This window comes from Streptomyces sp. NBC_00080, assembly GCF_045041255.1.
Taxonomy (GTDB): domain Bacteria; phylum Actinomycetota; class Actinomycetes; order Streptomycetales; family Streptomycetaceae; genus Streptomyces; species Streptomyces coriariae.
The window spans coordinates 9,402,956-9,416,184 of record NZ_CP108235.1 but is presented as its reverse complement, the minus strand read 5'-3'; the positions used below and the strand labels follow the sequence as shown (position 1 = coordinate 9,416,184).

General features: G+C 69.6%; 15 protein-coding genes and 1 pseudogene. 3 read left to right on the top strand and 13 right to left on the bottom strand.

Translation table 11 applies throughout. The features are described from left to right. Nucleotides 1–76: 76 nt before the first annotated feature. Nucleotides 77–874 (bottom strand): class I SAM-dependent methyltransferase, encoded by a 798-nt coding sequence (locus tag OHU34_RS42030; RefSeq protein WP_405771706.1) that lies wholly within the window; start codon nucleotides 872–874, stop codon nucleotides 77–79. Nucleotides 875–1,128: 254 nt separating this feature from the next. Here OHU34_RS42030 and OHU34_RS42025 point away from each other — a divergent pair, with 254 nt between their 5' ends. Continuing rightward, nucleotides 1,129–2,127, top strand: a complete 999-nt coding sequence (locus OHU34_RS42025) for an RNA polymerase subunit sigma-70 (RefSeq protein ID WP_405771703.1) — start codon at nucleotides 1,129–1,131, stop codon at nucleotides 2,125–2,127. A gap of 279 nt (nucleotides 2,128–2,406) precedes the next feature. Here OHU34_RS42025 and OHU34_RS42020 read toward each other — a convergent pair whose 3' ends face one another. From OHU34_RS42020 to OHU34_RS41990, 7 genes and pseudogenes are all read right to left on the bottom strand, one after another. Continuing rightward, complete coding sequence (locus tag OHU34_RS42020; protein WP_235034661.1) at nucleotides 2,407–2,592, bottom strand: hypothetical protein; 186 nt, start codon at nucleotides 2,590–2,592, stop codon at nucleotides 2,407–2,409. A 418-nt stretch (nucleotides 2,593–3,010) separates the two neighbouring features. Beyond that, nucleotides 3,011–3,133, bottom strand: coding sequence for a type B 50S ribosomal protein L36 (gene ykgO / locus OHU34_RS42015; RefSeq protein ID WP_020132570.1), 123 nt, complete (start codon nucleotides 3,131–3,133; stop codon nucleotides 3,011–3,013). Nucleotides 3,134–3,168: 35 nt separating this feature from the next. Further along, nucleotides 3,169–3,429 carry a type B 50S ribosomal protein L31 gene (locus OHU34_RS42010; protein ID WP_142268278.1) on the bottom strand — a complete coding sequence of 87 codons (261 nt, stop codon included), beginning with the start codon at nucleotides 3,427–3,429 and terminating at the stop codon, nucleotides 3,169–3,171. Between the two features lie 53 nt (nucleotides 3,430–3,482). Then, a pseudogene (gene rpmG, locus OHU34_RS42005) lies at nucleotides 3,483–3,648 on the bottom strand (50S ribosomal protein L33). Between the two features lie 424 nt (nucleotides 3,649–4,072). Continuing rightward, nucleotides 4,073–4,339, bottom strand: coding sequence for a hypothetical protein (locus OHU34_RS42000; protein WP_405771698.1), 267 nt, complete (start codon nucleotides 4,337–4,339; stop codon nucleotides 4,073–4,075). Nucleotides 4,340–4,692: 353 nt separating this feature from the next. Beyond that, nucleotides 4,693–5,526 carry a PIG-L family deacetylase gene (locus tag OHU34_RS41995; RefSeq protein WP_230195829.1) on the bottom strand — a complete coding sequence of 278 codons (834 nt, stop codon included), beginning with the start codon at nucleotides 5,524–5,526 and terminating at the stop codon, nucleotides 4,693–4,695. Nucleotides 5,527–6,013: 487 nt separating this feature from the next. Further along, complete coding sequence (locus tag OHU34_RS41990) at nucleotides 6,014–6,577, bottom strand: hypothetical protein (protein WP_405771695.1); 564 nt, start codon at nucleotides 6,575–6,577, stop codon at nucleotides 6,014–6,016. A 501-nt stretch (nucleotides 6,578–7,078) separates the two neighbouring features. Between OHU34_RS41990 and OHU34_RS41985 the strand changes: the two genes are divergently transcribed. Beyond that, a complete protein-coding gene (locus OHU34_RS41985) occupies nucleotides 7,079–8,134 on the top strand; it encodes a GDSL-type esterase/lipase family protein (RefSeq protein ID WP_405771692.1) in 1,056 nt (351 codons plus the stop codon). A gap of 109 nt (nucleotides 8,135–8,243) precedes the next feature. Here OHU34_RS41985 and OHU34_RS41980 read toward each other — a convergent pair whose 3' ends face one another. Further along, nucleotides 8,244–8,474, bottom strand: coding sequence for a hypothetical protein (locus tag OHU34_RS41980; RefSeq protein WP_142268283.1), 231 nt, complete (start codon nucleotides 8,472–8,474; stop codon nucleotides 8,244–8,246). Nucleotides 8,475–8,690: 216 nt separating this feature from the next. Further along, nucleotides 8,691–9,392: an AraC family transcriptional regulator gene (locus OHU34_RS41975; protein ID WP_405771689.1), complete on the bottom strand. Its 702-nt coding sequence runs from the start codon at nucleotides 9,390–9,392 to the stop codon at nucleotides 8,691–8,693. Between the two features lie 298 nt (nucleotides 9,393–9,690). Between OHU34_RS41975 and OHU34_RS41970 the strand changes: the two genes are divergently transcribed. Then, nucleotides 9,691–10,374, top strand: a complete 684-nt coding sequence (locus tag OHU34_RS41970) for an alpha/beta fold hydrolase (RefSeq protein WP_142268284.1) — start codon at nucleotides 9,691–9,693, stop codon at nucleotides 10,372–10,374. A gap of 24 nt (nucleotides 10,375–10,398) precedes the next feature. Here the strand turns inward: OHU34_RS41970 and OHU34_RS41965 are convergent, their stop codons facing one another. The 3 genes from OHU34_RS41965 to OHU34_RS41955 all read right to left on the bottom strand — a co-directional run bounded on the left by OHU34_RS41965 (nucleotide 10,399) and on the right by OHU34_RS41955 (nucleotide 12,895). Then, the gene (locus OHU34_RS41965; protein ID WP_142268285.1) at nucleotides 10,399–11,334 is read right to left on the bottom strand and encodes an SDR family oxidoreductase; all 936 of its coding nucleotides are present in this window, start codon (nucleotides 11,332–11,334) and stop codon (nucleotides 10,399–10,401) included. A gap of 386 nt (nucleotides 11,335–11,720) precedes the next feature. Further along, on the bottom strand, nucleotides 11,721–11,846 hold the full coding sequence (locus tag OHU34_RS41960) for a hypothetical protein (RefSeq protein WP_405771684.1): 126 nt from the start codon (nucleotides 11,844–11,846) through the stop codon (nucleotides 11,721–11,723). Beyond that, complete coding sequence (locus OHU34_RS41955; protein WP_405771681.1) at nucleotides 11,843–12,895, bottom strand: ThiF family adenylyltransferase; 1,053 nt, start codon at nucleotides 12,893–12,895, stop codon at nucleotides 11,843–11,845. Before OHU34_RS41955 ends, OHU34_RS41960 begins: the two co-directional genes overlap by 4 nt. Nucleotides 12,896–13,229 lie beyond the last annotated feature (334 nt).

Genomic DNA, 13,229 nt, shown 5'->3' with positions numbered 1-13,229 from the left:
CAATTGGGTCATCTCTTCGATTTTTCTCGCCAAACGGCACGTTCCGGGACCGCGCGCTGTAACCGGAAGGGTGAGGCTACGGAGCTTGGTCGGCCTGAAGGACGAAGAACAGAAAGCACAGGAAGCGCGGCTTGGCCGCGACGACTTCGGGGAACAGCTCACGGGCGGCTGGATCAGGCTCCGGCTCGCTGATGACCGTTATCCGGAAGCCTGCTGCGGTGAAGGCCTCGATCATCGCGTGCAGCGGCCTGTGCCAGAGGCTCATCAGGGCGGTCTGACCGCCCATGGTCCACTCTTCGGTCCAGTTGGTGGTGTCGAAATACTTGTACTCGGCCTCGCGGCCGGCCTGGCGGTGCATGAGGTGGACGGCAAAGGGATGGTCGACGGACGCGATCAGCCGTCCGCCGGGCTTGAGTGTGCGTCGCAGCTCGGCCAGCGCCGGTCCCCAGTCCTCCAGGTAGTGCAGCACCAGGGACGCGACGACGTCGTCGAACGTGTCGTCAGGGTAGGGAAGCGGACTGCCCAGATCGGCCACCTGCAGGTCCGCACCCTCACCGAGCCGCCGCCGGGCCAGCTCCAGCATTCCGGTGCTCGCGTCGAAGCCGCTCACGCTGGCTCCACGGTCGCGCAGCGCCGCGAACAGGGGACCGGAGCCGCAGCCGGCGTCGAGGATCCGCCGGCCGGTCACGTCTCCGGCGAGGGCCAGCATCGCAGGCCGCTCGTAGTAGGCATTGATGAGGTTGGTTTCGTTTTCGGCCGTGTACGCCTCGGCGAAGCCGTTGTAGTCGTTGGTCTTCGGCGGATCGGCGGTCACCGCCGACGGCGAGGTGAGCCGGGTGGAGTTCGCAGGCTCTTGGTGGTCGTCAGAAATCATGGTGCGGGAGACGTGTGCTGCATCAGTTCGGTTCCTGGCCGCTCCCGACCGTCCTCGTCTCCTTGAAGATCCAACGAATTTTCAGTCAAGCGTCACGACCACCGTGGTGTTCTGTCGGCCACGGGAACAGGCACCCAGCCTCTTGGCGAGCGAGGTGCAGGCGGGGCCGCCATGCGATCGACCATGGTGATGAGTTTTCGCGCCCGCGGCCGTCACACCTACGACGGGATACGACGAGGCGGAAGGGTGACGTGATGAATGCGGACACGCGGCTGGAGGAGCTGGGCGTGAGCGGTCTGGGCGAGATCGACGAGTCGGCGTTCTCGGGGCTGGCCGAGCGGCACCGGCGGGAGCTGCACGTGCACTGCTACCGGATGCTCGGGTCGTTCGAGGACGCCGAGGACACCGTGCAGGAAACGTTCCTCCGTGCCTGGCGTCGGCGGGAGACCTTCGAGGGGCGGTCGACGTTCCGGGCCTGGCTGTACCGGATCGCCACCAACGCCTGCCTGGACCTGCTCGCCAAGTGCCGCCCGGAACCCGCGACCGGCGGCGAGGTGCTGTGGCTGCAGCCCTACCCGGACCGGCTGCTCGACGAGCTGCCCGCGGGCGACGCGGACGGGCCGGAGATCGTCGCCGTCGCACGGGAGACGATCGAGCTGGCGTACCTGGTCGCAGTCCAGCACCTCGCGCCGCGCCCGCGGGCCGTGCTGATCCTGCGGGACGTACTCGGCTGGCCGGCGAGGGATGTCGCGGAGTTCCTCGGGGACTCCGTCAACTCCGTGAACAGCGCGTTGCAGCGGGCCCGGGCCGGCCTGCGGGAGCGCCTGCCCGCCGAGCGGCAGGACTGGACCGGCGGCGAACAGGACGCCGGGACCCGCGAGCTGGTGCGCCGCTATACCGACGCCAGCGTGGCCACGGACGTCGGGACGCTCGCCGCGTTGCTGCGGGACGACGTCCGCTGCTCGATGCCGCCCACACCGGGCTTGTACGTCGGCCGCGAGGCGGTGGTGAACGACTGGATCGAGAGCGGCTTCGAGGGCATGAAGGGTTTGCGCACCGTCCTCACCTCCGTGAACAGGCAGCCCGCCGTCGCTTTCTACCTCTGGCGGAAGCGGGAGGGCGCGTACCTGCCGCTGACGATCGACGTCCTGCGTGTCGTCGGCGGGGCGATCACCGAGATCGTCACGTTCCACGACGACCGGTTCCCGCGGCTCGGGCTGCCGGAGCGCCTGCCGGCGGACGGCACGGAGTAGTCGACGGGCGCCACCGCCACCTCGGCCGCCGTCTACTGCTGCAAGAACGCCGGCTCCTCGGCCGGATACTGCGACGACTACACCCTGCTCAAGCTCTCCTGACCACGGCCGGTGGCTCAGGGGAATGGTTCAGCAAAGGTGGGCGGGTCGGTCGAACCGACCCGCCCACCGGGCCCTCGCCCGGCCAGCTCACCGACAACGTCGACATCGTCGACTTCCTGATCGTCACCCTCCTGCGCACCAGCGAGCCCCACGCCTACCAGTTGCCGTCCGCCTCGCTCAGGAAACCGGCTCGGGAACTTCGCCAGGTCTGACCTGCACGATCACCACACGGGTGCAGCCCACGGCTCTCAGTTCGGTGCGGCGGTGTTTGGCGGACCGCTTGTCGTACCTTCCCGCGGACGCCTGCGGGGTGCCGTCCGGGTCGGTCCAAAGGAGACTGTAGTTCTGCATCGCGCTCGTCATAGAGCTCATCGTTTCCCCGCCCCCGGCAGCCGTAAGCACGCGCGAGCCGCCCGCGGACCATCACGCGGCCACCGAGGGATGTGGAGGCACGCCGACAGGCCGGTGGGCAGGCAGGCAGGGCCGTGTTCTGCCCGGCTGAACCCGCGCGGCCGCCGCCGGCCGGCCGCGCGTCGACGGCGGAAACGGGTACGGCTCCGGGCCGGCAGGCGAGCCGGCCCGGAGCCGTAGACGAAAGAGCGTGGTCGTGAAGGGCGGTCGCCTTCGCGGCGAAAGGCTCTGCGGGGCTTCAGCCGGACGATCGTCCCCGCAGGCAATAGGTGAGGCCCGGGGACACTGTCCCCTTCACGACCACGTCCTGCACAACACAGCCGACCGGGCCGGCATTCCCGTCCCCTTCATCGGCCGGGCGGGCGCGCTGTCAGCCTTGGCGGGCCTTGAAGCGGGGGTTCTTCTTGTTGACGACGAAGACCACGCCCCGGCGGCGGACCACCTGGGCCCCCGGTCTCGATTTCAGCGAACGCAGCGACTTACGTACCTTCATGGTCTGCTTCCTCCTGTTCGGACGACGGCCCGCCGTCAGGGCCGGGCCGTGGCTGCGCGGCCGTAGCGGCGCTCGAACCTCTCCACCCGCCCGGCGGTGTCCACGACCCTCGAGGTCCCGGTGTAGAACGGGTGACTCGCCGATGAGACGTCGACATCGATCAGCGGATACGTGTTGCCGTCCTCCCACTCGATCGTCCGGGCCGAGGCCGCTGTGGAGCGGGTGAGGAAGAGGGCGTTCGCGGCGCGGTCACGAAAGGCGACCAGCCGGGATTCGGGATGAATGCGGGACCTCATGGGGTTTCCTTCCTTGTGGCTGTATGGCTGCCTGCCCGAGGCGGAAGCGCGGTTCAGCGTTCCTCGCGGAAGGCGATGCGCTGCCCGGCGAGCGGGGCGTACTTGCGGCAGAGCGAGCCGGCCGGCGGCGTTGCCGCGGTTCTAGCGCGTCACGTAGGTGACGCCGGTCCCGGCCGTCGACTTCGGCGTGACGACGGAACGCATGCTGTTGCGCGCCATGAGGTCCTCCTCTCACCCACACCCCGGATCGACCGGAGCATGTCATGTTCATGTGGTGGAACAACCACTCCGGCCACCTCATTCCCGACCCGCTCGCACCCTCAGGACGCTCACCACGTCGAGCACCGGCAAGCTGCGCTTGTGCATGCGTTGGGATGGGGTCGCCCTCGCGCGGGATGCGGGCGAGGCCGACGAGCTCATGACGGGTGCCGGGCGAGGACGGCGATGGCCGTCAGCAGAAGGATCGATCCGAGGACTCAACGCGCCGATCAGCGCGATCCCGGTGCCGGTGCCGGTGCCGGTGCCGGTGCCGGTGGGCAGTGGATCGCGGAGCAGCGAGGGTGCTATGAGGCTGGGCAGTCCGACCGGTCAGCGCGCCCGGCGCGCCTTCCTTCCGGTAGCCCGCGGTGCGGGTCTACGCCGCTCAGCTTTCGAACACACCCAGCCACTCCCCCACGGTGAGCGCCGCAGAGGCTGCCACCAGCAGGAAGACGCCGATGCCGCCAGGTATATGTGTTGCCCAGGGAATCGCTTGCGGCAAGCCGCCAGACGCCTCACGCCTGCGCGCCATCCGAAAGCGCCAGAGGAGCAGGGCCACGCCCAACAGGCAGAGGATCGCGCCCCCGAGCTGCATCGACTTCAGGCTCCGGTGAAGGAGGGCAAGAAGCGCGGTTGAGATCAGCAGCCCCATGGCCACTCCTTCCCTCGTATCCGATTGCACCTCCCGCGTAGGGCCTCTGACTGTTTCGCCTGGTCAGGGGCCGTTCGGAGGCGGTGGGGGCGGGGTGTGCTCGGGTGCGGCCGCACGCAACCGCCCAGGCCGGCGCCGCAGGCCCGACCACAGCAGGTCGCGGACGCGGATGCTTCGACGGCGGGAGGGCCACCGACCGCCAAGGTCGGCAACCGCCCCGTCGTCCTGAAAAGTGTGCCCTGCTCGCAGCGTGGTCCGATGTCAGCCGCCGCTGCGCAGCCCCGCGCAGCGCGCTGCGTGGCAGCGTCGGCCAAGGTGATTCCTCGGCTTTCCCGGCATGGCGGACAGCCGGATCAGCGCAGTCCGGCGAAGAGATCGTTCTCAGGTACGGCCGCGCCGGTGGCGTCCTGGACACGTACGAAGGTCTCCATGCCCATCAACTCGCCGAACCTCTCCTTGCCCATCTTGAGGAAGAAGATGTTCTCGCCCTGACTGGCGTGCGCGGCCAGCGCGTCGAACTTCTGACCGCTGAACGCGGTGGTGTCCACCCACGTGCTGATCTCGTCGTCGGGCAGTCCGATCTCGGCCATCGCGGCGGCCTCGGCAGGATCCGGCTCCGGCATGTCCTCATGAAACTCGCGCATGATCTCGCCGAACCGCTGCATCCCCGAGCGGGGCATCGTGGTCCAGTACACCTTCGGTGCCAGCGCGGTCATCTCCAGCGCCGCCATCGTGATGCGGTGGGCCTGGATGTGGTCGGGGTGCCCGTAGAAGCCGTTCTCGTCGTAAGTGACGACCACATCAGGTCGGTAGTGCCGCATGAGTTCCGCGAGTCGGGCCGCGCCTTCCTCCACGGGGGTCTGCCAGAAGGAGTCGGGGGCGTCGTTGCTCGGCCAGCCCATCATCCCGGAGTCGGCATAGTCCAGCATCTCCAGATCGCTGACCTTCAGGACGTCACAACTCGCCTCAAGTTCCTGACGGCGCATCAAGGCGACGGCCGCCGAATCGTGCCCGGGATCCCCCGGCTTGACACCTCCCGGTCCGTCACCGCAACCGCCGTCGGTACACGTCACGAGAACCGTGCGGATGCCTTCCGCCGCGTACCGGGCGAGGACCCCACCGGTTCCGGTGGCCTCGTCGTCCGGGTGGGCGTGTACTGCCATGAGCGTCAAAGGCCGGTCAGTCATAAACAGTCCTCCTGCAGAAATACGTCTTGGTCCGGGTGCGCGGCGGGCGTACCGCGATCCCGGGCCCGGATCCTCTGGGGGCGACGGCCTTGCGGATCGCCGTGGCCGGCCCCCGCCCCATCGGCGCCGGTCCCTCGTCGATGCAACCGTGCAGACCGGACCGCCTGTTCCCGCCGCGGCCGAGCGGCTGCCCGGCCCGGTCGGGCTGCAGAGGAGTACCCGTCCGTCCCCGGCCGTGAGGACCGTGGCCTTGACAGCGTTCTGCTTGTTCTTCGCGAACTCGGGTATCGCCCGGTCCAGGTACGTACCCGGCCTCCGCGCTCGCGGCGCGGACGGGCTTGAAGAGACGCGCGATCTCGTCCTGGCGGGCTGCGCTGCGGAAGGGAATTCCGCAGCGGACGGGCCCATTCACCATGAGGTGAACGGGCCCTTTCGCGTGCTGCGCATGCTCATACGCGGGTTGCGTGTTCACGCGGCACCCGCGTGATTACAGGGCCGCCTTCTTTGCGCCGGAGAACGCGGCGAACGCGCCGATGGCGAGGAACAGGAAGGTCATCGCGTCGGCCGTCTCGCTCCAGCCCTCGGTCAGCAGGTCGAAGTGCTCGGTGAACAGCGAGGTCGCGGAGACGTCGAGCTCGTCGGCACCGATCATCGCGATGCCGATGAGCTGGCCGAGGTAGACCGCGCCCAGCGACAGCACGGCGCTCACCACGGGCAGGACCGGGTTGGTGCCACCGATCTTGCCGGCCGCAAAGCCGATGAGGAAGCCGACGCCGACGGCCGCGTAGCCGATCTCGTACTCGGTCGCGCCGACGATCGCGCCGTAGACACCAGCGGTCACCAGAGCCACGACGACGGCGACGACCAGGCCCAGGGCGAGGTTGTTGCGGGTCGGCGCGGCCGCGGGCGTGAACGGGGCCGAGTCCGGAGCAAACGGGGCGGCACCGGGCTGCTGGGCATACGGATTGCCGTCGGTGGGCTGCGGGGTGCCGGCGGCGGGCTGCTGGGCGAACGGGTTGCCGTCGGACGGCGGCGGAGCTGACTGGGTCATGACAGGATCCCCCCATGGGACTGATGCGGCGCGTGGTGTGGTGTGTGCGCACGAGTGTGCGACAGGACGCCGAAGACTAGCAGGCGCGGCGACCCTCTTCACCAGGGATTTCGCGGGGCATTCCGGATGGGGGTCGGCCGGCGTGCCCGCGCCGGAGGGTGCGGGTGGCCGCCATCCGTCAGAGCCGTGAACCGCCCTCCCTGGAGGCCGTGTTCAGGCCTGACGCATCGCCTGCGGCTCCCTCCGGCACTCGGGCCCGGCGGAAGGCATCCGTGCGTTGCCCGTCGACAAGGACCGCAGCCCGCGCCGGGCCGGGGAGGCCCCGGAGGCCGAGGGGTGGCGCGCCCCTCGAACCGCGAGGGCCCCAGTCCGGCCCGTCCGGGATATTGACGTGTCAGCGACAACGGTGGCTTGATGAAGACACGTAGCAATGGGAGCGCTCCCATGCACGCGTACCGCACTCCCGCTCCCACTCCCGCCCCACTTCGGGAAGGACACCCCGTGCGCAGCAGATGCCATCCCCTCTTCGCCACCTTTCTGGCCGCCCTGCTCGTCTTCGCCGCCGGCTTCGGCCTGGCCGGCGCCCCATCCGCCGCGGCCGCGGCCGCGACCCCGGTACGGATCATGCCGCTCGGCGACTCGATCACCGGCTCCCCGGGCTGCTGGCGCTCCCTCCTCTGGAACCAGCTGCAGAACGCCGGCTACACCGACATCGACTTCGTCGGCACACTGAGCGCCCAGAGCTGCGCCCTCACGCACGACGCCGACAACGAAGGCCACGGGGGCTTCCAGGCCACCGCGACAGCCGACCAGAACCTGCTGCCCGGATGGCTGGCGGCCACCCTGCCGGACATCGTTGTCATGCATTTCGGCACAAACGACGTCTGGAGCAGCATCGCGCCGGACACCATCCTCGCCGCGTACACCAAGCTGGTCGGTCAGATGCGGGCCGCCAACCCGGCGATGAAGGTGCTGGTCGCCCAGATCATCCCGATCAATCCGAGCAGCTGCGCCGAGTGTGCCGCCCGTACAGTGGCCTTCAACCAGCGCATTCCGGCCTGGGCCGATGGCATCACCACCGCGCAGTCGCCGGTAACCGTCGTCGACCAGTGGACGGGCTTCGACACGGCCACGGACACCTACGACGGCGTCCACCCCAACGCCTCAGGCGACGCCAAGATGGCGGCCCGCTGGTACCCGGCGCTGTCGGCCCTGCTCACCCCGGGTGACCCTGGGGACCCCGGGGACCCCGGGAGCGGTGGCTGCTCGGTCGCTTTCCGGGCGGTGTCGGTGTGGCAGGGCGGCTACCAGGGTGAAGTGACGGTCACCAACAGCTCGTCCACGGCGGCGATCTCCTCCTGGACGGTGACCCTCGCCCTCCCGACGGGCAGTCAGCTCACCCAGGTCTGGAACGGCACGCTGACCGGGACGACAGTGCGCAACGCCGGGTGGAACGGCACGGTGACGGCGGGGGCGAGCACCACCTTCGGGTTCCTCGCGAGTACGCCGGCTGCGGCGGGCACGCCTTCGGTGACCGCCACGTGTTCGGCGTCCTGAGACCGTCCGGTGGGCAGCGGGATGTTCTCGGCGCATGACCGCAACGGTGGCCACCGCCCTGCCCCGGACCGCCACCCGCGCCCGGTCACGCTGACGAAAGCACCGTGTCTCAGGGGAACACGGGCGTCACCACTGGTTCGCAGTCGGCACCGCAGCCGGAATCAGTCCACAGCGCCAGGCCGACCACCAGGAAGAGCACGGCGAGGACCAACACATAGAGGAGGCGCCAGGGCAGTTCCAGCGCGTCGGGGCCCCAGAGCAGCGATCTGCCGACGATCAGCATGAGGACGGCGACGGGCAGGAGCAGTCCTCCCAGAACACCCAGCAGTGCCGAAACCACAGACAGCCTCCCTCGATGAACGCGGCGAGCGACCGGAACCGAGCACAGCAACACCACTGCGACATCAAAGATGTCGCCTGTGCCGGCAGCGCGGTTCCCGGAACTCACAGCTGGGGCCCGGTGGATCAGCGGAACCTGCCCCCGCAACCACCGGCCCCAGCCACACCGCACTACCTCACACAGCCGGCGTCGTTCGAGTGAGGGTGCGACGACGAGTCATTTCGAGGAGCCAACAACCGTCGGGAGTTGGGATGCGCGGGTGGTGGTCCGGCGACTGGTTCGGTAGCGGCCCGGGGTCGTTCCGATGATGTCGGTGAACGCTGCGATGAAGCTGCTGGGGTTGGCCCAGCCGCAGGCGTAGGCGGTTCGGGTGGTGTCGTGGCCGTCGGCGAGGAGCACGAGGGCGTGGTGGATGCGCAGCTGCGTGCGCCATTCGTAGAAGGTCATGCCGAGTTCGTCGCGAAACAGTCGGCTGAGGGTGCGGGTGCTGGCCCCGATCGTCTTCCCGAGTTCGGTCAGTGTGGCGTTGTCCGCCGGCTTCTCGTACAGCAGCCGGGCAATGGCTTGCAGTCGGTCGTCCCGTGGCTCCGGCAGGTGCAGTGGCTGTTCGTGCGCTTCGCGGAGTTCGTCGACGAGGACTCGAACGAGACGCGAGCGCGCGGAGCGGCTGTGGTCGGGTGCGGCGTCGTCGTAGTTGCGGGGGCCGGTCAGGGCGAGCAGGACCTCGCGGGCGAGGTCGGAGGCCAGGAACACGGCGGGACGGTCCGGTATGAGCCGGGCGAAGGACGGCGCGAGAAAGACGATCCGCATATCGGTGTCGCCGTGAGCACGGTGGTGGTGCGTGAACCCGGCGGGCGTCCAGGCGACCCGGTTGGCGGGAACGATCGACGTGCCGCGCTCGGTGTGAACTGTCAGCACGCCACTGGCCGCGTACACCAGGTGTCCCCGGGCGTGGGACTGTACTGCGCTTGTTTCGCCCGATGGCCAGAGGTGGCGTCCGCCGGACGGCCACACATGTGACGTCACACCGGCGATCCGGGCAGGTTGGCGGCGAACAGGCATCAGTTGGCATTCTATCGGCAGCCGGCCACGCCCTCGTCTGGTGACACTGCTCCAGGCGGAGTGGTCTTGAGTCGCGCAGAGCGCCCGACCGATCCACCTGTCATCGAGGCAGCGTGCCTCGGTATCGCGGCTTGAACAGAAGAGGGAGAAACCCATGGCGACGTTCGTCCTCGTGCCCGGCGGCTGGCACGGCTCCTGGTCGTTCGAGGCGGTGGCTCCGCTGCTGGAGCGTGCCGGTCATGCCGTTCACGCCCTGACCCTGACCGGTCTGCGGCCGGACGACGACCACGTGACGGTCGCGACCGCCAACCTCGACACGCACGCCGACGACGTTCTGCGGCTCCTCGATCGCGCCCACATCACCAGCGCGACGCTGGTCGGCCACAGCTACGGCGGGATGGTGATCGCCGCCGCCGCCGATCGCGCTGACGGCCGGATCCCACGACTGGTGCACCTCGACGCCTACGTACCGCGCGATGGCGAGTCGTGCTGGTCCTCGACGACCGAGCGCTACCGGGAAGCGTTCGCTGCCGGCGCTGCGACCACCGGCTACGCCGTCCGACCGCCGGACGGCGGCGATCCCCGCCGCCGTCCCCATCCCCTCGCCTCGTTCTTGCAGACGATCCGGCTCACCGGCAGGCTCGCCCAGGTCCCCCGTCGGGAGTTCGTCTACTGCTCGGGATGGGAGGACCGGACGCCGTTCGCTGAACTCCGCACCCGACTCCAAGCCGATCCCGAGTGGCTGGTCCACGACCTCCCCACCGGCCACGACGCCATGCGTGAGGCCCCTGAGGCGGTCGCTGCACTCCTGCTCGGCGAGGACATCGCGGATGAGTAGTTGTCGAGCCGACGGGTGGAGTGACTACTCGAACGGAGGGGGGCGGGTGGATGCTCGGTGGGCGTCCCAGTCGGCGCGGCCGCCGACGCCCAGGACGCCGACGTCACCGGCCAGCTCCGTCGGCGACAGCCGCCGCAGCTCACGCCGTGCGAGGTGGGTGACGATCGTCGGGAAGGCGGGTCTCAACGGCTGGCACCAGCGTAGCCACGGGGGTGCGTAGATGTGACGGGCGCGGCGGGTGATGCCGGTGGTCAGCCAGTCGGCCACCTGGTCGGGGCTGTGTACGCGCTGTGCGAAGCGGGGCTGGTTGCGGCGCAGGGCCTGCAGGACGGGGTGGTCGCTGATGCCGGTGACCATGTCGGTTCCGGTCCAGTGAAGGTAGGCGATGCCGACCGCGATGCCGTCGGATTCCACCTCGCCGCGCAGGGCCAACGCGAACGACTCCGCACCCGCTTTGGAGGCGCAGTAGGCGCTCATCATCGGGGCGGAGCCGAAAGCGGCGGTGGAGGCGATCTGGAGGAAGTAGCCGCGGGTGTCGGTGAGATGGGGCAGGAACGACCTGGCGGTGTTGGCGGATCCGGTGAGGTTGACGTCGACGACCCGCTGCCAGAGGTCGGCCGGGGTGTGGGCGAAGGGGCCGCCGGTGGCGATGCCTGCGTTGGCCACGACCACGCTCGCCCGGCCCAGCGTTCCGCTGACCTGCCTGGCCGCCCGGTCCAGGGCTGCGGAATCGGTGACGTCGGCTTCGACGCAGACGCTCCGGGTGGGCAGGGAGGCGGCCGCCCGGCGGAGCGATTCCTCCTCACGCCCGACCAGCGCCACGAGCATCCCGGCGCTGGAAAGTCGTCGCGCGAGGGCTTCACCGACCCCACGAGCGGCACCGGTGACGACCGCGACCCGCCCGCTCAGCGGCGATTCGTGCCTACCGTGGCGCCGACCGGCACCGGGAGTCTCGCGCATCGGCCCTCGTTCCCTCCATGCCACCGAACAGCCACCGAACCTCCGCCTGCCTCCGCCTGCCTCCGACGACGACAGTCCTACCGGTGTACCCGGCGGAACCTCCGGTACGGGTCTACGGGTCTTCTGACCCGTACAGCCTCATTCCTGCACGATGCGGCGACGGCCGCCACACGTGTGTGGCAGCGTGGGCCGAGTTCTCGTTCCGGCCGGGGCGGGCGAGCCCGCCGACTGCGCGAGCGGCTCGCGGGGTCGGAGACCGTCTCGTCCTGCCGGAGCCACGCCCCTCCTGCCACGTCGCGTGCAGAAGGGGCGAGCCGGGTCCCGCCCGGTCGCCACGATGCCGGGGTGGCCGTCCGGCCCTCCGGGCCGTGCTTCGTGGGCGGTCGTCAGGCCGGGAGCAGCGCGTCCCCGTCGAGGATGTGCCGTTCGACGGCGCCGGCCTGCGGAATCCATTTCGCGCGCATCTCCCGCAGCCACAGGTGTTCGCCGTGGAGTTCGGGCAGGTGGGTCACGAAACGGCTCCCATGCCGACCAGGTCCGGGACGGCACCGATCAGCTCTTCGAGGTCGACGTAGTAGCGGCCCGACGCCACCGGGCGGCCCAGCAGGATGCGCCGCGCGGTGTCGGTGACCAGGGCGCCGCCGAGCATCACACCACTGGCCAATTGCGGCCAGCTGGACAGGGTGCGGCCGATCCGGCCGAGCGCATCGGTCATGGCGGGGCTGAGGCGGCTCTCGTCACAGACCTGGAGCAGGTACGCCATGGCGCCCGCCGGGTCGAGACCGCGCACGTCCCGCGCGGTCAGATCCCCACCGCGGCCGTGGAAGAGGGGCCGGTCCGGCTCCTCGTCGAAGCGCTCGACGTCCAGCAGCCCCCGGTCGTTGGCATCCATGAGGACGGGAACACGACGGGCACGGGCATGCTCGCGCGCGGCGACCTTGACCCAAGAGGTGTCGCACTCCTCGATCAGCAGGTCGAGGGGGTGCTCAGCGTCCCCGAAGAAGGCTTCGACACTTTCCTCGGTGATTCCCTCACTCCACAGTTCGACGTCGAGGTAGGGGTCGATCTCGTACATCTGACGTGCGCACAGAACCGTCTTGGGGACCCCAAGATCGTGGACGCCGGCTCGCAGACGGTTCAGGTTGCTCAGCCCGAGCCTGTCGAAGTCCGCGAGGCGGAACGATCCGCCTACGCCTTCCCTGACGCAGGTGAGCGCCGCGCTGTTGCCCACGGGCAGGCCGATCACGCCGATGCGGCAGCCGAGCAGCCGCTCCTGCTCGGCGCTGGTGATCTTGTCGCGGTTCCGGTCGGTGCGCACGCGCCGGAACTCCCGCTCCGCGAGCACCCGGACCAGCCGTCCCGACCAGGGGTACCAGACCCAGGTGCCGAAGTACCGCCGGTCGGCGCCTGCGCACAGTTCGTCGACGGCGGCGGCCGGTTGTCCGTCGGTCAAGGGATCTCCGGGCCTGAGGCAGCGCACCAGTTCGACGAGCTGATCGTCGATGCGGTCGTGCACCTCGCGTACGTCCGCCAGAAGCGAGCAGGTCGAGGAGGCGCGCACGGTCGACTTCCTCCTGCGGTCGATAGAGGACGGGCCGAACTGCGCCCGCGTGGTGGGCTCGTGGCATGAAGTCCGACTGTGTACGGCCTGGGGAGGGAATGTCAGCATTGATCACGATCATGGAAGATAGCAGCCCGCGATCTTGGAAAAGCGGGTGCGCGGGGGCGCGCAAACTCGAATTCATGCACGGCCGTTCACCACCGACACACCGCCGTTCGATTCAAGGCCCCACTCGCGCGATCGATCGGCGCCGATCCCCCGAGCCTGGGCACCGCTGCCCGACGCACCACCTCTTGACGAGTCGTCATGCACTCCGTAGCGTCGCGCGTGCCCG